Origin of the sequence: Brachybacterium phenoliresistens (assembly GCF_039530785.1) — a bacterium.
Lineage (GTDB): Bacteria > Actinomycetota > Actinomycetes > Actinomycetales > Dermabacteraceae > Brachybacterium > Brachybacterium phenoliresistens.
In genome coordinates this window covers 22,772-44,211 of sequence record NZ_BAAAOW010000004.1, presented here as the reverse complement: position 1 = coordinate 44,211, position 21,440 = coordinate 22,772, and the positions used below count along the sequence as shown (strand labels likewise).

At 72.9% G+C, this 21,440-nt stretch carries 22 protein-coding genes; 7 read left to right on the top strand and 15 right to left on the bottom strand.

Features of this window, described 5'->3' with window-relative positions; genetic code table 11:
• The first annotated feature begins 14 nt into the window (after positions 1-14).
• Positions 15-956, top strand: coding sequence for an NAD(P)-dependent alcohol dehydrogenase (locus tag ABD234_RS10525; RefSeq protein WP_344355940.1), 942 nt, complete (start codon positions 15-17; stop codon positions 954-956).
• An 18-nt stretch (positions 957-974) separates the two neighbouring features.
• Here the strand turns inward: ABD234_RS10525 and ABD234_RS10520 are convergent, their stop codons facing one another.
• From ABD234_RS10520 to ABD234_RS10485, 8 genes are all read right to left on the bottom strand, one after another.
• Positions 975-2,054 (bottom strand): hypothetical protein, encoded by a 1,080-nt coding sequence (locus ABD234_RS10520; RefSeq protein ID WP_344355938.1) that lies wholly within the window; start codon positions 2,052-2,054, stop codon positions 975-977.
• A gap of 61 nt (positions 2,055-2,115) precedes the next feature.
• A complete protein-coding gene (locus tag ABD234_RS10515) occupies positions 2,116-2,679 on the bottom strand; it encodes a dihydrofolate reductase family protein (protein WP_344355936.1) in 564 nt (187 codons plus the stop codon).
• Between the two features lie 8 nt (positions 2,680-2,687).
• Positions 2,688-3,167: a VOC family protein gene (locus ABD234_RS10510; RefSeq protein WP_038373764.1), complete on the bottom strand. Its 480-nt coding sequence runs from the start codon at positions 3,165-3,167 to the stop codon at positions 2,688-2,690.
• A gap of 86 nt (positions 3,168-3,253) precedes the next feature.
• A complete protein-coding gene (gene chrA, locus ABD234_RS10505; protein WP_344355933.1) occupies positions 3,254-4,495 on the bottom strand; it encodes a chromate efflux transporter in 1,242 nt (413 codons plus the stop codon).
• A gap of 17 nt (positions 4,496-4,512) precedes the next feature.
• Complete coding sequence (locus ABD234_RS10500) at positions 4,513-4,701, bottom strand: VCBS domain-containing protein (protein ID WP_344355931.1); 189 nt, start codon at positions 4,699-4,701, stop codon at positions 4,513-4,515.
• Positions 4,685-5,443, bottom strand: a complete 759-nt coding sequence (locus tag ABD234_RS10495) for a MerR family transcriptional regulator (RefSeq protein ID WP_344355929.1) — start codon at positions 5,441-5,443, stop codon at positions 4,685-4,687. The genes ABD234_RS10500 and ABD234_RS10495 overlap by 17 nt, the downstream gene beginning before the upstream one ends.
• Positions 5,444-5,447: 4 nt before the next feature.
• Positions 5,448-6,098: a hypothetical protein gene (locus ABD234_RS10490; RefSeq protein ID WP_344355927.1), complete on the bottom strand. Its 651-nt coding sequence runs from the start codon at positions 6,096-6,098 to the stop codon at positions 5,448-5,450.
• Between the two features lie 33 nt (positions 6,099-6,131).
• A complete protein-coding gene (locus ABD234_RS10485) occupies positions 6,132-6,680 on the bottom strand; it encodes a flavin reductase family protein (protein ID WP_344355925.1) in 549 nt (182 codons plus the stop codon).
• Between the two features lie 235 nt (positions 6,681-6,915).
• On the opposite strand from ABD234_RS10485, the gene ABD234_RS10480 reads away from it, so the two are divergent.
• The 5 genes from ABD234_RS10480 to ABD234_RS10460 are packed head-to-tail and all read left to right on the top strand — an operon-like array spanning position 6,916 to position 12,337.
• Entirely contained in the window at positions 6,916-7,800 is an 885-nt protein-coding gene (locus tag ABD234_RS10480) for a formate/nitrite transporter family protein (protein ID WP_344355923.1), read from the top strand.
• A complete protein-coding gene (gene nirB, locus ABD234_RS10475; protein WP_344355921.1) occupies positions 7,797-10,358 on the top strand; it encodes a nitrite reductase large subunit NirB in 2,562 nt (853 codons plus the stop codon). The genes ABD234_RS10480 and nirB overlap by 4 nt, the downstream gene beginning before the upstream one ends.
• Complete coding sequence (nirD, locus tag ABD234_RS10470) at positions 10,355-10,735, top strand: nitrite reductase small subunit NirD (protein WP_038373758.1); 381 nt, start codon at positions 10,355-10,357, stop codon at positions 10,733-10,735. The genes nirB and nirD overlap by 4 nt, the downstream gene beginning before the upstream one ends.
• 7 nt (positions 10,736-10,742) lie before the next feature.
• The gene (locus ABD234_RS10465; protein ID WP_344355919.1) at positions 10,743-11,594 is read left to right on the top strand and encodes a uroporphyrinogen-III synthase; all 852 of its coding nucleotides are present in this window, start codon (positions 10,743-10,745) and stop codon (positions 11,592-11,594) included.
• Positions 11,591-12,337 carry a sirohydrochlorin chelatase gene (locus tag ABD234_RS10460; protein ID WP_344355917.1) on the top strand — a complete coding sequence of 249 codons (747 nt, stop codon included), beginning with the start codon at positions 11,591-11,593 and terminating at the stop codon, positions 12,335-12,337. Before ABD234_RS10465 ends, ABD234_RS10460 begins: the two co-directional genes overlap by 4 nt.
• A gap of 116 nt (positions 12,338-12,453) precedes the next feature.
• Here ABD234_RS10460 and ABD234_RS10455 read toward each other — a convergent pair whose 3' ends face one another.
• The 7 genes from ABD234_RS10455 to ABD234_RS10425 form a co-directional block, all read right to left on the bottom strand.
• The gene (locus ABD234_RS10455; protein WP_344355915.1) at positions 12,454-13,845 is read right to left on the bottom strand and encodes a glycoside hydrolase family 32 protein; all 1,392 of its coding nucleotides are present in this window, start codon (positions 13,843-13,845) and stop codon (positions 12,454-12,456) included.
• Between the two features lie 82 nt (positions 13,846-13,927).
• Positions 13,928-15,514, bottom strand: coding sequence for an extracellular solute-binding protein (locus ABD234_RS10450; protein ID WP_344355912.1), 1,587 nt, complete (start codon positions 15,512-15,514; stop codon positions 13,928-13,930).
• A 77-nt stretch (positions 15,515-15,591) separates the two neighbouring features.
• Positions 15,592-16,527 (bottom strand): carbohydrate ABC transporter permease, encoded by a 936-nt coding sequence (locus ABD234_RS10445; protein WP_344355910.1) that lies wholly within the window; start codon positions 16,525-16,527, stop codon positions 15,592-15,594.
• Between the two features lie 2 nt (positions 16,528-16,529).
• Positions 16,530-17,534 (bottom strand): ABC transporter permease, encoded by a 1,005-nt coding sequence (locus tag ABD234_RS10440; RefSeq protein WP_084148593.1) that lies wholly within the window; start codon positions 17,532-17,534, stop codon positions 16,530-16,532.
• Complete coding sequence (locus ABD234_RS10435) at positions 17,534-18,547, bottom strand: LacI family DNA-binding transcriptional regulator (protein ID WP_344355908.1); 1,014 nt, start codon at positions 18,545-18,547, stop codon at positions 17,534-17,536. The genes ABD234_RS10440 and ABD234_RS10435 overlap by 1 nt, the downstream gene beginning before the upstream one ends.
• A 161-nt stretch (positions 18,548-18,708) precedes the next feature.
• Entirely contained in the window at positions 18,709-19,641 is a 933-nt protein-coding gene (locus ABD234_RS10430; protein WP_344355906.1) for an aldo/keto reductase, read from the bottom strand.
• Positions 19,641-20,477: an aldo/keto reductase gene (locus tag ABD234_RS10425; RefSeq protein WP_344355904.1), complete on the bottom strand. Its 837-nt coding sequence runs from the start codon at positions 20,475-20,477 to the stop codon at positions 19,641-19,643. Before ABD234_RS10425 ends, ABD234_RS10430 begins: the two co-directional genes overlap by 1 nt.
• A gap of 75 nt (positions 20,478-20,552) precedes the next feature.
• Here ABD234_RS10425 and ABD234_RS10420 point away from each other — a divergent pair, with 75 nt between their 5' ends.
• Positions 20,553-21,440 (top strand): LysR family transcriptional regulator, encoded by an 888-nt coding sequence (locus ABD234_RS10420; RefSeq protein WP_038373748.1) that lies wholly within the window; start codon positions 20,553-20,555, stop codon positions 21,438-21,440.

Genomic DNA, 21,440 nt, shown 5'->3' with positions numbered 1-21,440 from the left:
GTAAGGGGAATGCGATGCGCGCAGCGGTGGTCGAGAGGTACGGCCCGCCGGAGGTGGTGGGCGTCCAGGACGTGCCCGTCCCGCGGCCGAGGCCGGGGCAGGTCCTGATCCGCGTGGAGAGAGCGGCGGTGACCAGCGGTGATGCGCGGATGCGGGCGGCCCGGTTCCCAGCGGGGATGGGGATGCTGGGGCGGCTGGCGCTGGGGGTGCGGGGGCCGCGGCGGCGCATCCCGGGCACCGTGCTGGCCGGGACGGTCGAGGCGGTCGGCGAGGGCGTGCGGGAGCTCGGCCCGGGGGATCGGGTGGCCGCGATGGCCGAGTCCCTCGCGGGAGCGCACGCCGAGCTCTGCGTGGCGCCCCTCGGGCGCGTCGCGCGGCTGCCGGAGGGGGCGGGCATCCGCGAGGCCGCGGCGCTGATGTTCGGGGGCACCACCGCGCTGTGGTTCCTGCGGGACCGCCTGCAGGTGCGGGAGGGGACGCGCGTCCTGGTGATGGGGGCCTCGGGGGTCGTCGGCACAGCGGCGGTGCAGCTGGCGGCGCTGCACGGAGCGGTGGTCACCGCCGCGGCAGGAGCGCACGCCGTCGAGCTCCTGCGGGAGCTCGGGGCGGAGCGGGTGGTCGATCCCGCGGCGCTGGGCACGCAGGGCCCGCAGTTCGACGCCGTGGTCGACACGACCGGCACCCTCACCCTCCCCGCCGGGCGCACCCTGCTCGCCGAGGGCGGCGGCCTGGCGCTGGTCAGCGGCGATCTCCTGCAGATGCTCCCGGGCCGGGGCCGCGTCATCACCGGGGTCACCCCGGTGCGCGCCGCGGACATGACCCACCTGCTCGAGCTGCTGGAGGCCGGCCGGCTGCGCGCCGTGATCGACCGCGAGCTGCCGTTGGAGGAGATCGCTGCCGCGCACCGGCGGGTCGAGACCCGCCGCACCCTCGGCTCCGTCCTGGTCGCCCCCTGAGGCGCCTGGTGAGACCGTTCAGCGCCGCGGGGCGCCGCGGCCGGCCGTCATCCATCGGGCGACCGCCGCCACGATGCCGAGGATGAGCACGACGGCGACCCCGACGACCGCCTTCGCCAGCACCTCCCGGCCCAGGAGGACATGGTCGATCGAGGACATGACCACGGCCAGGGCGACGGGGACGACCACCAGCAGGACCAGCACCGCCAGGACGACCACCACGGGGCGGCGCCCGCCCCGCCGCGGCGGGGCGGGGTGGTGCGGCCCGGTCGCGGCCGCCCAGGCAACGGGGGCGTGGGGCCCGCCCGCCGCGTCGTCCACCAGCAGCGCCTCGGTCCGGGAGGCGAGGGCCTCGACGAGGACCGCGGCCTCCTGGACGCGCTCCGCGCGGGAGGCGTCCAGGGGTCTGCTCCCGCACAGGACCAGCTCCTGCCCGGAGATCTCCAGGGTGTAGGGGCCGGCGAAGGCCCGCAGGTCGCGGTCCATCTCGGGGCTGACGAAGGGCGTGGACCCAGCGGCGCGGTCCTCCTGCCCGTCGGAGGTCACGGCCTCCCGGCCGTCGTGGACGAGCGGAGCGCGCACCGGGGCGCTGAGGCGGGCGCGCAGGAAGACCTCGGCCGTGCGCGGCCCGCCGACGCGGACGCCGGTCGCGGCGCTGATCCCCACCTCCGGGAGGGTCATCGGCCAGGCGTCCCCGATCTCGCGCAGCCGTGCCTCGCGGGTGCGCACCGACTCCCGGACGATGCGGCTCCCGGTGCGGAACCGGTGGGCCCCGTAGTCCCGGGCGGGGGACTCGCGGATCAGGTCGAGACCGTTGGCCTCGGCGAAGGCCTCGACCCCTCCCGACGTCGTGGTCCGCCGCCGGACGTCGACGAGCCCGAGGATCCCGCCCAGGAGGAGCATCCCGAGGAAGGCCAGCATCCCGCCGTCGAGCGGAGCGCCCGATGCGAGGACCACGACCAGCACGATGGCCGGGACCAGCACCAGGAGCACGACGACCGTGGTCCCCATGAGCAGCAGCGGGCTCTCGGCCAGCACGCGCAGCCGGGCCCGGGCCCCGCTGCCGCGGCCCAGGGCCGAGAAGTCCAGGTCGCGCATCCTGCTCTCCTCCGTCGGGCTCTCCTCTCGCGGGCGGGTCCCGCCGTGCCGGTGCGGCGGGTCAGGCCCGTCGGGGCCGATAGACCCGGCCGAACGACCGAGGGCTGCGATCGAAGGTCCTCACCAGCTCCCAGTCCACGCGGCGGCCGCCGGCGACCTCGTAGATCCGGATGCCGTCGCCCAGCATCACGGGGGCGACGAACACCTGCATCTCGTCGATCAGATCGTGCTCGAGGGCCTGCCGGGCGATCTGGGCGCTGATGATCTGGACGTCCTTGTCCCCGGCGATCTCCCGGGCGCGGCGCACGGCCTCGGTGATGTGGCAGTCCAGGGGCATGATCGCGGGGTCGTCGGCGATCTCCTGCGGACGGTGCGTCAGGATGATCTCGGTGCCGTCCCATCGGCCGCCGTAGGCCTCGGCGGTCAGCTCGTCCCTCTCGTCGGCCTGGGCCCGCGCGGCGTCGTAGCCGTCCCGGCCCGAGATGATCACGCCCACCGCATCGGCCATCTCCTGGACGGTCTGCTCGTCGAGCTCCTCGGCGGCGGACAGCCAGCTCATGTCGTGCCCGGGTCCTGCGATGAAGCCGTCGAGGGAGCTGGTGAACCCCCAGGTGACCTTGCCCATCGCCGCGCTCAGACGCCCGCCGCGGCTTCGAGCCGGGCGATGTCGAGCTTGCGCTGGGTGAACATCTCCGCGGTGACGGCGGCGGCGTGGGGTCCCTCGAGCAGCTCGTAGAGGCGCTGCGGGGTGATCTGCCAGGAGACGCCCCACCGATCCTTGCACCAGCCGCACTGGGACTCCTGGCCCCCGCCGCCGACGATCGCGTCCCACAGCCGGTCGATCTCCTCCTGCGAGTCCACGGCGACCTCGATCGAGACGGCTTCGCTCTGCGGGAAGTGCGGTCCGCCGTTGAGCAGGGCGTACGGCACGCCGGCGAGCTCGATCTCGACGGCCAGGGACTGCCCCTCGGGCGGGGCGCCGCCCGGGCTGTCCTCGACCGGGGTGTAGGGCATCGTCGAGACGATGCGGGAGCCGGGGATGAGGGAGACGTAGAACTCGGCCGCCTCGTCCACCCCGCCGTCGAACCAGAGCCAGGTCTTCACACGTGTCATGCCCCCAGCCTGTGGCGGCGACCACACCCTGTCAATGGTCAGGGCGACCTCCACGACCCGGCGGCGGCGGAGGCGGAGGGCCGGCCCTACAGGGCGATCGCGCCGACGGCCCCCGCCGCGAGCACCACGGCCCACGCGGGCATGCGCCAGAACATCAGCGCCACCAGGGCGGCGACCGCGAGACCGAGCGTCGCCGGGCTCGCCGCGCCCTGGGTGAGCACCGGGTCGTAGAGCGCGGCGGCGAGGATCCCCACCACCGCCGCATTCGTGCCCCGCAGGGCGCGGCGGGCTCGCGGGGCGCTGCGCAGCCGCTCCCAGAACGGCAGGGCGCCGATGACCAGCAGCGCCCCCGGCAGGAACATCGCCCCCAGCGCGATCGCCGCGCCCACCAGGCCGCCGGCCCCGCCGCCGGCCGAGAACCCCAGGAAGGCGGAGAGCGTGAACAGCGGGCCCGGCACGGCCTGCGCCGCCCCGTAGCCGGCGAGGAAGGTCTGCGCGTCCACCATGCCGGTCTGCACCGTGCCGGTCTCCAGCAGCGGCAGCACGACGTGCCCGCCGCCGAACACGAGGGCGCCGGCGCGGTACATCACGTCCGCCAGGCGCAGGGACGGGTCCCCGGTCGCCGCGGCCAGCAGCGGGAGGCCGAGGATCAGCACCGCGAAGGCCACCAGGGCTCCGAGGGCCAGCCGCCGCGAGCCCGGCGGCGCCGGGCTCGACCCTGCCGCTGCCCCCGGCTTCGCATCGCCCGGTTCCGCGTCCTCGCGCCCGAGCAGGGCCGCGCCCACCAGCCCCGCCGCCACGATCGCGGCGACCTGCACGAACGGCCCGGGGACCAGCAGCACGAGGATCATCGCGAGGGCGGCGATGCTCGCGCGGGGCGCATCGGGCGCGAGGCTGCGGGCCATGGTGATCACGGCATGGGCGACCACCGCGGCCGCGGCGGCCTTCAGCCCCAGCAGCCAGCCCGCGCCGGCGTCGACGCCGAGCGCGCCGACCCCGGCGGCGACCGCCACCATCAGCACGGCGGAGGGCAGGGTGAACGCCGCCCAGGCCGCCAACAGCCCGCGCAGTCCCGCGCGCTGGAGGCCGATCGCCATGCCGACCTGGCTGGAGGCGGGGCCGGGCAGGAACTGGCACAGCGCCACGAGGTCGGCGTACTGCGCCTCGGAGAGCCATCGGCGGCGCACCACGAAGGCCTCGTGGAAGTAGCCGAGGTGGGCGACGGGGCCGCCGAAGGAGGTCAGGCCCAGCCGGCCGAAGACCAGCAGCACCTCCCGGGCGGTCCCGGCGCGGGCGGGGGCGGGGCCTGGTGCGGCCGGGGCATCCATGCTGCCATTGTCGCGGATCAGTTCACGGCGTCGGCGACCTGGATGTCGAACTGGACGTCCGTGCCGTCGACGCCGGTCACCGTGACCGTGACGTCGATGGTCTCGCCGCCCGCGAGGGCCAGCACGGCCAGCGGTGCGAGGGCGGAACGGGCTCCCCATCGGCCGCGGCCCGGTGATCCCGCACCGCGGTCATGGCGCAGGAGCATCGCGCGGGGGAGCTTCGACGGGCGGGATCGCGTCCTGGCCGAGCAGCTCCTCCACGCGCTGCAGCACCCGGATCTGGCCGGGATGGTAGAGCTCGCCGACGGCGTGGGCGAGAGCGGTGGTGGCGGCCGCGCGACCGCGCGGGGAGCGGCCCGCGGGGTCCGCGGTCCACGGGTGGCGCAGGCGCTGCGCCCGCACCTCCGGCGCCAGGCGGCGGGCGAGGGCGTCGATCTCCGCCTCGGAGGCGTCCTCGGGCAGCGTCTCGAGCTCGGCATCGGCCGGGGAGGCGCGGGCGACGATGTCGCGCAGCGCGATCATGTCCTCCTCGCGGAAGAACTCCTGGTAGACGGCGAGGAGGCTGCGCTGCCGGTCGCTGAGCCCGGCCGCATCGTCCGCGAACAGCGGCGGCACGTCCAGGGGCGAGCCGTGCCGCAGCACCTCCCCGAGCTCCGCCCGCAGCCGCGTGAGGTGCTCGATGGTCCGCTCCAGCTCGGCGTCCAGCGCCCGGACGGTGCCCGCGGCATCCTCGGTGCCGGCGTCCAGGGCGGCGATCTGCGGCAGGGACATGCCGAGCTCCCGCAGCCGGCGGATCCGCAGCAGGCGCACCAGGTGCGTCGCCCCGTACTGCTTGTAGCCGTTGGAGCGCCGCCGCGGCAGCGGGAGCAGGCCCTGCTCGTGGTAGTGGCGGATGGTCTTCACGGTCGTGCCCGCGAGCTGCGCGAGCTGCCGGGTGCTCCAGGCCATGAGCTCAGCCTCCGAGCATGATCGGCATGATCCGCGTGATCGAGAAGGCCTCGTAGACGGCGCCGAGCACGAACAGCGCGAGCGCCGGCAGCCACAGCACGCCCAGCTGACGCAGCCCGTGGACGTATCCCCGGCGCCGGCTGCTCTCCCCGACGCTCGCCGGCCGCAGCCACGCCCGGCCCAGCAGGTACGTCCCGAGCGTGACCAGGATGTATGCCTCCAGCTCGAGGACCAGGGTCACCGAGTGCGGGATCAGGATGGTGCGGACGGTCGCGTCCACCGGAGCCAGCGAGACGCCGAACAGGAACGCCCGATAGGCGAACAGGGGGATCCCGAGGAAGGGGACCACCAGGGAGGGCAGGGCGATCGTCGCCAGGGCGACGGTGAGGACGTTGACCGCGAGGATCGTCGCGGCGAACAGCCACATGCTGCTCAGCAGCGAGACGACCAGGTCGGTGGTCCCCGATGCGTCCATGCCGGCGGCGCGGGAGGCATGCAGGTCCGGGAACAGGAGGCCCGCCAGCATGCCCAGCAGCAGCAGGCCGAAGGCCATGGCGTTCAGGGCGAGGAAGGCCCGCAGATGCTCACGGATCAGGCGGACGGGGGCCAGCAGGGCGGGGCGCGGGCGGGAGGGGCGGGTCGTCGAGGTGCTCATGGATCGATCCCAGACCGTGCCCTCGGGGCACGGTCAAGAGCCCGAGGCGGGGCCCTCGAGGTCCGCCCCGCGGCCGTACAGGCCGGAGCGGTGGTAGATCATCGGCCGCTGCGCGGCGTGCAGGCCGTGGTCGAGCACCCGCAGCAGGGCGAGCTCGTGGTCGCCGGCGGGATGGACCGCCTCGAGGGAGGTGAGCATCCAGGCCGCGGCACCCGGCAGGACCAGCGCCGAGCCCTCCAGGACGATCGGCTCCAGCCCCTCCCAGCGGGCCGCGCGGTCCGCCCCGCCCAGGCGGCGCAGCACCGCATGCTGGTCCTCGCCGAGGATGGAGACGCCGATGCGGGCGGCCGAGCGCAGATGCGGCCAGGTCCGCGAGGACCGCGTGAACGCGGCGCTGACCAGAGGCGGGTCCAGGGAGATGCCGACCGTGAAGGTCGACATGGGCATCGCCCAGCGGCCCTGCGCGTCCTGCGCCGCGAGCACCGCGACACCTGTGGGGAAGCTCGCGAAGAGCTGCTTGGTGCGCTCGCGGGACGCGGCGCTCGCCGACGGCACGGCGCCGGCGGATGCTTCAGGATTCATGGAACCTCCTGGTCCACCGTAACGGCCCGGGGCGCCGGGGCATTCCGCGGGGCGGCGTCCCGCGCCCCATCCCTGCACCGACCTGCAGGTTTCGGGGCCCTGAGACGCTATGTCACGGGAAGATCACGGCGGCTCCCGACTGTTCGGATCCGCGGCGCCCCGCCATAGATTGCAGACCTCCCGCTGGTGCACCCGCGGGACATGCCGTGCCCCTCCGACCCCGTCAGGAGCCCCCATGTCCTACGTCAAGCCCGTCGACCTCGTCGACCAGCTGACCGCCGCCGGAGCTGCGAAGGTCCGCTACACCGCCCTGCAGACCCTGGTCCGCGCGATCATGGGCGGCGGGATCCTCACCCTCGCCGCCGCGTTCGCGGTGACGGTGTCCACCCAGACCGGCCAGCCCCTGCTGGGCGCGCTGCTGTTCCCCGTCGGCTTCATCCTGCTCTACCTGCTGGGATACGACCTGCTCACGGGCGTGTTCACCCTCATCCCCCTGGCATGGCTGGCCCGGAAGCCCGGCGTGAGCGCGACGAGCATGCTCAGGAACTGGGGCCTGGTGTTCCTGGGCAACTTCATCGGCGCCTTCAGCGTCGCCGTCGCCATGGCCATCTACTTCACGTACGGGTTCACCTCCGAGCCCAGCGCCGTGGGCCTGGCGATCTCCGAGATCGGCCACGGGCGCACCGTCGGCTACGCCGAGCACGGGGCGGGCGGCATGCTCACCCTGTTCGTGCGGGCCGTGCTGTGCAACGCCATGGTCTCCACCGGCGTGGTCGCCTTCTTCCTCACCGACAACGTCATCGGGAAGATCGTCGGCATGTGGATGCCCATCATGCTGTTCTTCTACATGGGCTTCGAGCACTCCATCGTGAACATGTTCCTGTTCCCCTCGGGCCTGCTGCTGGGCGCGGACTTCACGATCATGGACTACCTGCTGTGGAACGAGATCCCGACGGTCCTGGGCAACCTGGTCGGCGGCTTCGTCCTGGTGGGCCTGCCCCTGTACCTCGCCCACGCCCGCCGCGCCGAGAAGCCCGCCGCCCTCCCGGTGGAGCCGGCGATCGCGGCCGCCGCCGATGCCGCGCCGGAGCAGCCCGAGCTCGTGGGGGCCGCCCGATGACCGCGCGCATCGTCGTCGTCGGCGCCGGGATGGTGGCGCACCGCTTCGCGGACAGCCTCGTCTCCCGCGCCGAGCAGGACATCTCCCTCACCATCCTCGGCGAGGAGAGCCGCCGCCCCTACGACCGCGTGGGCCTGACCCGCTTCTTCGACGGCGCCGGCGCCGAGGACCTCGAGCTGGATCCCGCCGTGCTCGAGGACCCGCGGATCCGCCTGGTCACCGGCGACCCGGTCGCGCAGATCGACCGCGCCGCCCGCACCGTGCGCACCGCATCGGGCGCCGAGCTCGGGTACGACCACCTTGTCCTGGCCACCGGCTCCTCCGCGGCCCGCCCGCCGGTGCGGGGCGCGGAGCACCCCGGCTGCTTCGTGTACCGCACGCTGGACGACGTCGAGCAGCTCAAGGCGCACGTCGAGCGCCGCGCCGCCCAGCTGGGACGGCCCGTGCGCGGCGTCGTCATCGGCGGAGGCCTGCTGGGTCTCGAGGCCGCCGGAGCGCTGCAGGGGCTGGACGCCGAGCCCACCGTCATCCAGTCCAGCGACCGCCTCATGTCCGCGCAGCTGGACCTGCCCGCCGGCGCCGTGCTGCGCCGCCTCATCGAGCAGCGCGGCATCGCCGTGCGCACCCGGACCCGCACCACCTCGGTGCTGGCCGGGGACGACGGCGAGGTGCGCGGCGTCGTCTTCGACGACGACACGGTGCTGGAGACCGACCTGGTCGTCTTCACCGTCGGCGTGCGTCCCCGCGACGAGCTCGCCCGGGCCGCAGGCCTGGTCTGCGCCCCCCGCGGCGGCGTCGAGATCGACCCGAGCTGCCGCACCAGCGACCCCGACATCAGCGCGATCGGCGAGGTCGCGAGCTTCGAGGGCATGTGCGTGGGCCTGGTCGCCCCCGGCTACGCCATGGCGGAGGTCGCGGCGGACCGGATCCTGGGCGGCGGCGCCACCTTCGCCGGCTACGACCTGTCCACCAAGCTCAAGCTCTCCGGCGTGGACGTGGCCAGCTTCGGCGACGCCTTCGCCACCACCCCGGGCGCCCTCGACGTGGTCTACACCGATCCCGTCAGCGGCGTGCACAAGAAGCTCGTCCTCTCCGACGACGCGAAGACCCTGCTGGGCGGCATGCTCGTGGGCGACGCCTCCGCCTACGGCGCGCTGCGGCCGCTGGTCGGCGGGGCGCTCGGCGGGGACCCCGCCGCCTACCTCATGCCCGCCGGCGGCGTCGAGGCGCCGACGGCCGAGCTCCCGGACGAGGCCGTGGTCTGCTCCTGCGCCTCCGTCACCGCCGGCACCATCCGCGGTGCCGTCCACGAGGAGGGCTGCACCGACGTCGCCGGCATCAAGGCCTGCACGAAGGCCGGCGCCACCTGCGGCTCCTGCGTGTTCGCGATCAAGGGCCTGGTGGGCGCGGAGCTCGCCAAGATGGGCCGGAGCGTCTCCACCGCCCTGTGTGAGCATTTCGAGATGTCCCGCGCCCAGCTGTTCGACGCCGTGCGGGTCTCGGGGCTGACCACCTTCAGCTCCGTCATCGAGCGCTTCGGCCGCGGCCGCGGCTGCGACGTGTGCAAGCCCGTGCTCGCCTCGATCCTCGCGGTGCTCGTGCGCGGCCACGTCCTGGACGGCGAGAACGCCACCCTGCAGGACACCAACGACCACGTCATGGCCAACATGCAGAAGGACGGGACCTACTCGGTCGTCCCGCGCATGGCCGGCGGCGAGGTCACCCCCGAGGGCCTCATCGTCATCGGCGAGATCGCCCGCGACTACGGGCTGTACACCAAGCTCACCGGCGGCCAGCGCATCGACATGTTCGGCGCCCGCCTCGAGCAGCTGCCCGAGATCTGGCGGCGCCTGGTGGACGCCGGCTTCGAGTCCGGGCAGGCGTACGGCAAGTCGCTGCGCACCGTGAAGTCCTGCGTGGGCTCCACCTGGTGCCGCTACGGGGTGCTGGACTCCGTGGGCATGGCCGTGAACCTCGAGCTGCGCTACCGTGGCCTGCGCGCCCCGCACAAGCTCAAGCTGGGCGTCTCCGGCTGCGCCCGCGAGTGCGCGGAGGCCCGCGGCAAGGACGCGGGCATCATCGCCACCGCCCAGGGCTGGAACCTGTACGTCGGCGGCAACGGCGGCGCGACCCCGCGCCACGCCGAGCTGCTGGTCGAGGGCGTGGACGACGAGACCCTCATCCGCACCATCGACCGGTTCTTCATGTACTACATCCGCACCGCCGACAAGCTGCAGCGCACCGCGCCGTGGCTCGAGGCGCTCGAGGGCGGGATCGACGGGCTGCGCGAGGTGATCCTCGAGGACTCCCTGGGCATCTGCGCCGACCTCGACGCGCTGATGGCCCAGCACGTGGACAGCTACCAGGACGAATGGGCGGCGACCCTCGCCGACCCGGCCAAGCTCGCCCGGTTCCAGTCCTTCGTGAACGCCCCGTCCACCCCCGACCCGGACCTCGCCTACGTGCCCGAGCGCGGGCAGGTGCGCCCGGCCAGCATCGACGAGCGCCGGTCCGGCGACGTCCTGATCGCAGGAACCACCCTGGAGGTACGGCGATGACCGCACAGACCCTGGACCCCGCCACGGCCCCCGAGGCCAGCTGGCTGCGGGTGTGCCGCGTGGCGGACCTCGAGGTCGAGCGCGGCCGCGCCGCGCTGCTCGGCAGCACGCAGGTCGCCCTGTTCCTGCTGCCCGACGGGTCCGTCCATGCGGTCGACAACCACGACCCCTACAGCGGCGCGAACGTCATCTCCCGCGGGATCGTCGGCACCCGGGGCGAGGCCCCCACCGTCGCCTCGCCGATGTACAAGCAGGTCTTCGACCTGCGCACCGGCGCCTGCCTGGACACCCAGGGCAAGGACCCCGCCGCCCTGCGCGTCTGGCCCGTGCTGCTGCAGGACGGTGACGTGCACCTGCTGTGCGGGGACGCGCGGTGAGCGCGCCATGAACTCCGAGGATCGCCTCTCCGAGACCCTGACCGGTCGCCGCATCGTCATCGCGGTGGACCGGCGGGCCGACGAGCTCGCCGCCGCCCTCGCCCGCCACGGGGCAGAGGTCGAGCGGGCACCGGCCCTGTGCATGCTGCCGCATGTGGACGACCCCGAGCTGCTGGAGCGGACCCGCGACCTGATCGCGGATCCGCCGCAGCTGCTGGTGGTCACCACGGGCGTCGGCCTGCGGGGATGGTTCGAGGCGGCCTCGGAAGCGGGGCTGGACGGCCCGCTGCGCGCGGCCCTGGCCGGCGCCCGGATCCTCGCGCGGGGCCCCAAGGCCCGCGGGGCCCTGGTGCAGGCGGGGCTGCGGGCGGACTGGATCGCGGACTCGGAGACCGCGGCCGAGATCGCCGAGCACCTGGCGGGAGAGGATCTCTCCGGGTGCCGCGCGGCCGTCCAGCACCACGGCTCGGGAGCCGACGGCCTCGACGAGGTCCTCGTCGGCCTCGGCGCGGACGTGGTCAGCCTGACCATCTACCGCTGGGGCCCTCCGCGGGACCCCGACGCCGTGCGCCGCTCGACCGTCCGCGCCGGCCGCGGCCTGATCGACGCGGTGGTGTTCACCTCCGCGCCGGGCGCCGCCTGCTGGCTGGAGACCGCCGAGCAGGAAGGCGCCCTGCCGGGCATCGTCGAGCACGCCGGCACCGGCCGCCTGGTCCTCGCGGTCGTCGGACCCGTCACCGCGGGGCCCTTCGTCGAGCGCGGGCTGCCCGTCCTCGCCCCCGAGCGGAACCGGCTGGGCGCCCTGGTCCGCGAGGTCGTCTCCCACTTCGAGCGGGTGCCCGCGGCGGGGTCGGCATGACCTCGCCCGCCCTCATCGCCTGCTCCCACGGCACCCGCTCGGCGCAGGGCCGCGCCACGGTCGCCGCGATCCGCGCGCGCCTGGCCGAGGCCCTGCCCGGGGTGCGTGTGGAGGAGGCCTACGTCGACGTCGAGCAGCCCGAGGTCGCGGACGTCGTCGCCCGCCTCGCCGCCGACGGTCCCGCCGTCCTGGTGCCGCTGCTGCTGGCCACCGGCTTCCACACGAAGGTCGACATCGCCCGGGCGGCCGCTCCCTTCGAGAACGTGGTCGTGGCGGAGCCGATGGGCCCCCACGACCTGCTGATCGAGGCGCTCCTGGGGCGTCTCGCGGATCTCCCGGAGGGCGATTCGGGTCGCCGGCCGGGGGATCATGTCGTCCTCGCCGCCGCGGGGTCCTCGGATCCTGCGGCGGCGGTGGCGACCCGGCGGATGCGCGCCCTGCTCGAGGACGAGCTGCCGGTCCCGGTGAGCGTCGGCTACGGGGCCGGGGCCTCCCCGAGCATCCCCGAGGCGGTCGCCGCGGCCCGCGCCGCCGGCGCCGACCGGGTGATCGCGGCGAGCTACGTCCTGGCCCCGGGGCACTTCGCGGGCCTCGTCGCGGCGGCCGGCGCCGACCAGGTCACCGCGCCGCTGGGCACCCACCCCGCCGTGATCGACGTGCTGCTGGAGCGCTACGTCCGCGCCGCCGCCCGGCCCGCGGCAGGCCGCGGCGCCGGCCAGCTGTCCTCGGCCGCCACGGCCTGACGGGGGCCCGGGCGAGCACGGACGGCCGCCAGTGAGCCGTGAGCCAGGCAATCGCCTGGCTCGAGGACCTCAGGCAGCCGTTCGTGTCCGCCCGCCGAGCCGCCCGGGCGAGCCGCTCAGACGGTCGGCTCGATCCGCGCCGTGGTGGGGCCGGCGCCGGGGAAGATCTGCTGGGAGATGACGGCGCGGCCGCCGTCGAGCTCGAGCTCCGCCGTCGAGGCGTCCAGGACCAGGCGGAACGGCATCTGCTCGACGCCGGCGGGCGGGACGAAGGGCGCGGAGCGGGTATGGCCCGGCGCGAAGGGCTCGCGGTGCGCGGCGCCGCGGTCCAGCACCACCCGACGCTGCGCGTCGATCTCGACCCGCAGCTCCGGGGAGTCCTCGCCCTCGCCGAACCGCACCGACAGGAGGTGCGGGGTGCGGAGGTCGAGCACGCCGGTCACGCACACCGCGGAGCCGTCGAGGCGGGCCGCGATCTGCCCGCCGAGATCCACGACCGGGATGTCCGCGGGGACCAGCAGCCGCTGCACGAGCCGGGGCGCGCCGCCCGCATCGCCGGCCAGCTCCAGGGTGCGCGGCAGGGTCATCGCCGAGCGCCACGGGCCGGTGGGGGTGAGCTCGGCGTAGTCCCAGTTGTTCATCCAGCCCAGCAGCACCGGCGCCCCCTCGACGCCGCCGAAGGAGACCGCGGCGTAGCAGTCCTGCCCGAGGTCCAGCGGCACGGCCTCGGCCGCGGGGGTGAAGGTGCGCCCGGAGAAGCCGCCGAGGATCGCATAGGTGCCCGAGCCGCCCGCCGGCCCGCCCGGGTTGGTGCTCACGATGAGCGCCCAGCTCTCCTCCGTCTCCGACCCCGCCGCGGGGATCCGCACCAGGTCCGGGCATTCCCAGATCCCGCCGTCCAGCGCCGGGTCGGTCAGCGTGGAGGCGAGCTCCCAGCGGCGCAGGTCGGTCGAGGTATGGATGAGGACGCTGTGGTCCACCGCCTCGACCGCGACCATCACCCATCGGCCGGTCGCGGCATGGCGGAAGACCTTGGGGTCGCGGAAGTCCGCGGAGCCGCGGTCCAGCACCGGGTTCTCGGAGTGGAACTGCCAGGTGGTGCCGCCGTCCCGGGAGACGGCGAGGGATTGAGCCTGCGTGCCCGCCCGCTCGGGGTGGGCGTCGGTGTATGCGCTGGTGTAGATCGCGACCAGCGGGCCGGGCTCGCCGGGCGTGCCGAGCCCCGAGGAGTTCTCCGCGTCGTGGACCACGCTGCCGGAGAAGATGAGCTCGCCCTCGCGGCAGGGCAGCGCCACGGGCAGCTCCCGCCAGGTGGCGAGGTCCTCGGAGACGGCATGGCCCCAGGACATGTTCCCCCAGGTCGATCCGGAGGGGTTGTTCTGGAAGAAGGCGTGCCAGGTGCCCTCGTGCAGGATCAGGCCGTTGGGGTCGTTCATCCAGGTCGCGTCGGGGGTGAGATGGAACTGCGGCCGGTGCAGCTCGGCGCGGGGCGGGGCGGTGGTGGTCATGCTCTCTTCCGGATGCTCGGGTGCTCGGGTGGGGAGATTCGGGGCCGGCCGGGGCGCGCGGGGCCCCGGCCGGCCGTCCGGGTCAGCCGGCGGCGGTGAAGCGATCGTAGGCGCCCTGCCAGACCCCGAGGAGGTCCGGCAGGCCCATCGTCCGCAGCTGGGAGACGTAGCCGTCCCACTCCGCCTCGATGCCGCCCTTGACGATCCAGGTGGCGACCTTCTCGCTCACGAAGGTCTGGACATCGGCCTCGATGGTGCTCACCTGGTCGAGCTCCTCGACGCTGAGCATCACCGGCGGGAACTTCTCGTTCGCCCGATGGGGTGCGTAGTGCTCGGCGATCTGCGCCTGGCGCGCGGCGGCGCGGGGCTCGGGCAGCACGACGGTCTCGAAGTCCTCGGCGGTGATGATCTTCGGGCCGCCGGGGGAGACCTTGACGCGGCGCTCCTGCTCGGTCTCGCCCTCGCCGACGGGGATCTGCTCGAGCAGGCCCTCGGCGTTCTCCTGCTGGGTCACGCCGATCGGGCCCCAGTTGGCCTGCGCGCTCATGACCGGGTCGAACAGCATGTCGGCCCAGCGCACGGTGGCGGCGGCGTACTCGTTGGTGCGGCTGATGGCGAAGGCTCCGCGGTTGATCTCCTGGTTGGAGACGACGCAGGCGCGGCGCACGCCGTCGGGGCCGGGGAAGATCGGCACGATCGCGTACTGGTCGGCCTGCTCGGGGCCGACGACCTCGGGCACCTCCCAGAAGCAGAAGGAGCCCAGGATCTGCGGTTCCGCCGTGCCCTTGGCGATGAACTTCACGTAGTCCTGCGCGAAGGCCTCCTGGTCGATGAGCCCTTCGGTGTACCAGGTGTGCAGCTGGGCGATCGCGTCGCGGAAGCCGTCCTTGTCGGCGGTGAAGACGACCGTGCCGTCCTGGACGATGCGGTGGTCGGGGACGTCGGGCTGGCCGCCGAGCGCCGCGATGAGGTCGCAGATGGCCCCGGCGCCGATGAACGACAGCGGCAGCACGCCGGCAGGCCCCTCGGCCTGGAAGGCGAGCAGGACCTGGTGGTACTCCTCGACGGTCGTGGGCATGGCCAGGCCGTACCGCGCGAGCCAGTCGGTGTTCAGGAACATCATGCTCGGGAACTCGACGAGCCCCATCTCCTCGACGGAGGGGAGGGTGTAGATGTGGCCGTCGGAGGCGGTGATCGCCGCGCGGATGTCGGGGCGCCTCTCGAGGATCCCGGAGAGGGTCGGGGCGTTCTCGGCGATGAGGTCCTCGAGGGCGATGAGCGTGCCGTTGGCGCCGTACTTGGCGACCTCGGCGTCGGTGAGGCCCGTGTTGAACAGGGCGTCGGGCAGCTCGCCGCTGGCCAGCAGGAGGTTCTTCTTCTCGCCCCAGACCTCGTCGGGCTCGTTGTTCCACGTGATCGAGATGCCGGAGTCCTCCTCCCAGGTCTGGACGAGCTGCATGGTCTCGTACTCGGGGGCCAGCGGGGACTTGGCCCCGCCGAAGGTGAGGGTGAGCTCCTCGGTGACGATCGGCAGCCCGGACTCGGTCAGGCCCATCTCGGAGGAGAGGTCCTCGGTGAGGCGCTCGGAGGGGCGGGTGCAGGCGGGCAGGGAGAACATCGCGGCGGTGAGGGCGGCGGAGGTGAGGGTGAAGCGGCGGCGGGACAGCATGCGGGACTCCTTCGTGACGGTGCTGCGGGGTGGGTGCGGTGGGACGTGCGGGGGGGGGTGCGGGAACGGGGCGGGCGTCAGCTCTTGAGCGCCCCGAGCGTGGCGCCCTTGACGAAATGGCGCTGCAGGAACGGGAAGGCGATGAGCAGCGGGACCGTGGAGACGACGATCATGGAGTACTTGAGCAGCTCGCCCATCTTCTGCGCCTGGGCGGTGGACTCCATCGACGCCATGTCCATTCCCGCGGTCGAGGCCTGGGACTGGATGAGGACGTTCCTCAGCACCAGCTGGAGGGGATACTTCGATTCATCGCTCAGGTAGATCATCGCGTCGAAGAAGGCGTTCCAGTTCGCGACGATGTGGATCATCGCCATGAGGGTGAGGAGCGACTTCGACAGCGGCAGGACGATGGAGAAGAAGAACCGGAAGTCGCTCGCGCCGTCGAGCTGGGCGGCCTCGCGCAGCTCGGGGGAGATGCTCTGCTCGAAGAAGGTGCGGGCGATGATCAGGTTCCAGACGCCGACGGCGCCGGGCAGGACCACGGCCCACATCGTGTCGAGCATGCCCAGCTCCTTGACCACGAGGTAGCGGGCGATCATGCCGCCGTCGAAGAACATCGTGACGACGAAGAGGATCATGAACAGGCTGCGGCCGGGCATGTCCTTGCGGGCCAGGGCGTAGGCGCCGCACAGGATCATGGTCACGCTGATCGCGGTGCCGACCACGGTGTACAGGACGGAGTTCGCGAACCCGCGCACGATCGTGGAGGTCCCGAAGATCGTCGCGTAGCCGTCGACGGTGAGGCCGCGCGGGAACAGGACGACCTTGCCCTGCTGCACGAGCGTCGGATCGGAGATCGAGGCGATGACGATGAAGTACAGCGGGTAGACGATCACGAGGATCGCGACGGCGATGAGGCCGTAGGTGATCACCGCGAACAGCGGATCGGCCAGGCGCCGGTGCAGCGGCTCGGCGCGCCGGGGGCGGGGGAGGGCGGGGGCGGAGGTCGTCATGATCACCACAGGCTCGACTGGTTGGCCTTCTTGGCGACCTGGTTGAAGGTCACGAGAAGGGCGAGGTTGAGGACGGAGTTGAACAGTCCGATGGCCGCCGAATAGCTGAACTGGGCGCCCTGCAGACCGGTCTTGTACACGTAGGTGTTGATGACCTCGGAGGTGGGGAGGTTGAGGTCGGTCTGCATGAGGTAGACCTTCTCGAACCCGAGGTTGAAGATGTTCCCGACCGCGAGGATGAACAGGATGACGATCACCGGCAGGATCCCGGGGATGTCGATGTGGCGGATCCGCTGGAACCGGTTCGCGCCGTCCATGCGGGCGGCCTCGTGCAGCGAGGGATCGATCGCGGTGAGCGCGGCGAGGTAGATGATCATCGAGAATCCGGCGTTCTGCCAGACGTCGGAGCCGATGTACAGCGGGCGGAACCATTCGGGGGCGCCCATGAAGAAGATCGGCTCGCCGCCCAGCAGGGTGATCGCGTGGTTGACCATCCCGGAGCTGGGGGAGAACAGCAGGTGGATCATGCCGACCACGACCACCACGGAGATGAACGACGGCGCGTACAGGATCGTCTGCGTGAGGCGCTTGAAGCGCTCGCTGGGCAGCTGGTTGACGATGAGCGCGAGGATGATCGGCACCGGGAACGCCACCAGCAGGCCGACCACGTTGATGGTGAGGGTGTTGGCGACCAGCCGCTCGAACTGGAACGAGGTGACGAAGGCCCGGAAGTGCTCCAGGCCCACCCAGGGGCTCCAGAAGAAGCCGTCGACGGGGTTGTAGTCGCGGAAGGCGATCTGCGCGCCGTACATCGGCCAGTACTTGAAGACGAGGAGCGAGGCGAGGGCCGGCGCGAGTAGTACGTATAACTGCCAGGCGTTCAGCACGCGGTGCAGCAGGGCGGCGCGCGGCCGATGGGGCGGGGGCGGGCTCGGCGAGGGAGCGGGGGCGTCGTCGTCGACGCCGGCGCTCGCCACGGGCTCGGAGCCGGTGAGCGTGGACGGCATCAGGATCCTTTCGGAGGTGCGACGGAGTCGCGCAGGACGAGAGGGCACCGGATGCGGTGCACCTCGGGGGCGGTCTCGCCGGACAGGAGCAGCTCGGCGGCGAGCGATCCCATGGCGGCGAAGGGGAGCTGGACGGTGGTCAGCGGCGGGAGGAAGAAGTCGCGCAGGACGTCCTGGTCGTCGAAGCCGACGACGGACATGTCCTCGGGCACGCGCAGGCCCTCGGCGGTGAGGGTCTGGTAGGCGCCCAGCGCCGTGCGGTCGTTCTGGCAGAAGATCGCGGTGGGCGGCTCGGGCAGGGCCAGCAGGGCGCGGGTCTGGCGGTCGCCGTCGGACTGCATGCCGGTGCCGGGGCGGACGAGGTCCGGGTCCTCCGCGATCCCGGCCTCGGCCAGGGCGCGGCGGTAGCCCTCGAGGCGGCCGACGGCGGCCGGCAGGGCGTCGTGGATGGTGATGATGCCGATGCGGGTGTGCCCGGCCTCGAGAAGGACCTTCGTCGCCTCGTAGCCGCCGGTGACCTCGTCGGGGATGACGCTGGGCACGCGCTCGTCGAGGTCGCGGGCGTTCAGGCAGACAGCCCGGGTGTCCAGCGCCGCATCGGGCACGTGCACCTCGCGGTGGTACATGGCGGTGTAGACGATGCCGCGCACCCGGTGCGAGAGCATGGTGTCGATCGCGGCGGCCTCGAGGCGGTCGTCGCCCCCGGTGTCGATGGTCAGCAGCGCGTGCTGGTCCTGCCAGGCGCGGTCCTGCGCCCCCTTGATCATCATGCCCGAGAAGGGCGAGGTCGCGACCTCGTCGCCGACCAGACCGAGGATCTCGGCCACGCCCGTCTTCAGGCTCTTGGCCTGCAGGTTGGTGCGGTACCCGAGCTGCTGGGCCGCGGCCCGGACCCGCTCGGCGGTCCTCTCGGAGGCGCGGCCGGCGTGGTTGCCGTTCAGGACGAGGGAGACCACGGCCTGCGAGACGCCTGCGGCGGCCGCGACGTCGTGCATCGTGGGGCGGTGCGCCATGGGTCCCTCCTCGGATCCGTTATTCGTATGACGTGAAGGATGCGGGACGGCGCGGCCCGCTGTCAAGGGGCGTCCTCGGCCCCGGGGAAAGCGGAACGTCCCGCGCGCGTCCGTCGGGGACGCGCGCGGGACGTTCGCCCTCACCGAGGGGCCCTGACCGATCAGGGAACGGTGTACCCCGCGGCGCGGAAGATCTCGTACCACTCCGCGCGGGTCAGCGGGAGGTCCGAGCCGGCGGCCGCATCGGCCACCCGCTGCGGGGTGGTCGTGCCGAGGACGACCTGCATGTTCGCCGGGTGACGGGTGATCCACGCGACCGCGATCGCCGTCGGGGTGACGTCGTACTGCGCGGCGAGGCGGTCGATCACGGCGTTCAGCTCGGGGAACCGCTCCGAGCCCAGGAAGGGCCCGTCGAAGAACCCGGCCTGGAAGGGCGACCACGCCTGCAGGGTGATGTCGTGCAGGCGCGCGTGGTCGATGAGTCCCTCGTCGCGGCTGACGGACTGCTCCAGGGCCTGCATGTTCGCCGCCACGCCCTGGGCGATGAGCGGGGAGTGCGTGATGGACAGCTGGACCTGGTTGGCGACGATCGGCTGCTTCACGAACTTCTTGAGCAGGTCGATCTGCCGCGGCGTGTGGTTGGAGACGCCGAAGGCGCGCACCTTGCCGGCGGCCTCGAGCTCGTCGAAGGCGCGGGCGACCTCCTCCGGCTCCACCAGCGCATCGGGGCGGTGCAGCAGCAGGATGTCGATGTAGTCCGTGCCCAGCGCCTGCAGCGACCCCTCGACCGACTCCACGATGTGCTCGTAGGAGAAGTCGAAGTACGGGCCCTCGCGGACGATCCCGGCCTTGGTCTGGATCGTCCACTTCTCGCGCTCGGAGGGGGAGAGCTGCAGCGCCTCGGCGAACCGCTTCTCGCAGCCGTGCAGGTCCGCGCCGTAGATGTCGGCGTGGTCCAGGAAGTCGATGCCCGCATCGCGGGCGGTGCGCACGAGGGTGCGGACCTCCTCATCGGACTTCTCCTGGATCCGCATGAGACCCAGGACGACGTTGGGGGCGGTGATCTGCGTGCCCGGCAGGGTCAGGGTGCGCATCAGTTGACCTCGAGCGGGTGCCCGCCCACGCGGCCGGAGCCGTCGCCCGGATCCAGGGCGTCCAGCGCCGCGACCTCATCGGCCGAGAGCTCGAAGCCGAACACGTCGAAGTTCTCCTGCATGCGCTCCTGTCGCGAGGACTTCGGGAACACGATGAACCCGCGCTGCAGGTGCCAGCGGATGACGACCTGCGCCGGGGTGACCTGGTGGGCGGCGGCCGCGGCGGTGACCGCGTTGTTCTCCAGCAGCGGGTACTTGCCCTGGCCCAGCGGGCCCCAGGACTCGATGTGCATGCCCTTCGCGGCGGCCCACTCGAGGACGTCGCTCTGCTGGTGGGCGGGGTGCAGCTCGATCTGGTCGACGGCCGGGACCACGCCGGTGGCCTCGACGATGCGGTCGAGGTGCTCGGGCAGGTGGTTGGAGACGCCGATGGAGCGGGCGAGGCCGCGGTCGCGGATCTCGACGAGCTTCTCCCAGGCGTTGACGAAGGTGTCCTTCTCGGGGGTGGGCCAGTGGGTGAGGTACAGGTCCACGTAGTCCAGGCCCAGCTTCTCCAGGCTCTCGCGGATCGCGTCGTGCGGCTGCTCGCCGGACTGGCGGTCGTTCCACAGCTTCGTGGTGATGAACAGGTCCTCGCGCGGGATGCCGCTCTTGGCGATCGCGGCGCCGACGCCCTCCTCGTTGCGGTAGATCGCGGCGGTGTCGATGTGGCGGTAGCCGACCTCGAGCGCGCTGGTGACCGCGGCCTCGGCCTCGTCGGCGGGGACGAGGAAGACGCCGAAGCCGAGCTGCGGGATCTCGTGGCCGGAGTTCAGGGTGATGGTGGGAACAGTCATGCGAGAGACTCTAGGGATCCTTGATATATAAGTCCAACAGCTCAGGGCGATGTCATTCATGAGAGGGACGGATCAGTGGAGCTTCGACAGATGGAGTACGTGGTGGCGCTCGCGGACGAGCGGCACTTCACGCGCGCCGCGGACCTCGCGGGGATCTCGCAGTCCGGGCTCAGCAGCGCGATCCGCAGCCTCGAGCTCGAGCTGGGCACGCCCCTGTTCGACCGCACCACGCGGCGCGTGGAGCCCACGGCCGCCGGCAACGCGCTGATCCCGCACGCCCGGGCGATGCTCGACGAGGCCGCCCGCGCCCGCGACGCCGTGGTCCGCGTCAGCCGCACCGTCAGCGGCTCGCTGCGGGTGGGCGCCGAGCAGTGCCTGGGCCTGGTGGACGTCTCCGCGCTGCTCGAGCAGTTCCATCGCCGCTACCCGCGCATCGCCACCGAGTTCGCGCAGTCCGGCTCCCACGAGCTGGTCGAGGCGGTGCGGGCCGGGCGGCTGGACGTCGCCTTCGTCGCGACCACCCGGCACCTCGGCTCCCTGCGGCAGACCCCGCTGGGCGAGGAGCCCCTCGTGCTCGTGACCCCGCCGGACCACCCGCTCGCCGCCCGGTCCTCGCTGCGCTGGGACATGCTCGACGGCGAGGACTTCGTCGACTTCAGCGCCTCCTGGGGCGTGCGGACGATGAACGACGAGCTGCTCGCCGCCCACGGGGTGCGCCGCAGCGTCCGCTGCAGCGTCAACGACGTGCACACGCTGCTGGACCTGGTGCGCCGCGGCCTCGGGATCGCCATCGTGCCCCAGCACGTCGCCGCGAAGCCGCAGGCCGCGACGCTGCGCACGATCTCGCTGCCCGGCACCACCACCCCGGACTGGCTGGTCAGCGCGATCAGCCCGCTCAAGGACACGGCCGATGTCCCGGCGGTGCTGCTGCTCGAGCTGCTCACGCCGGCCGCCGTGGCCTGA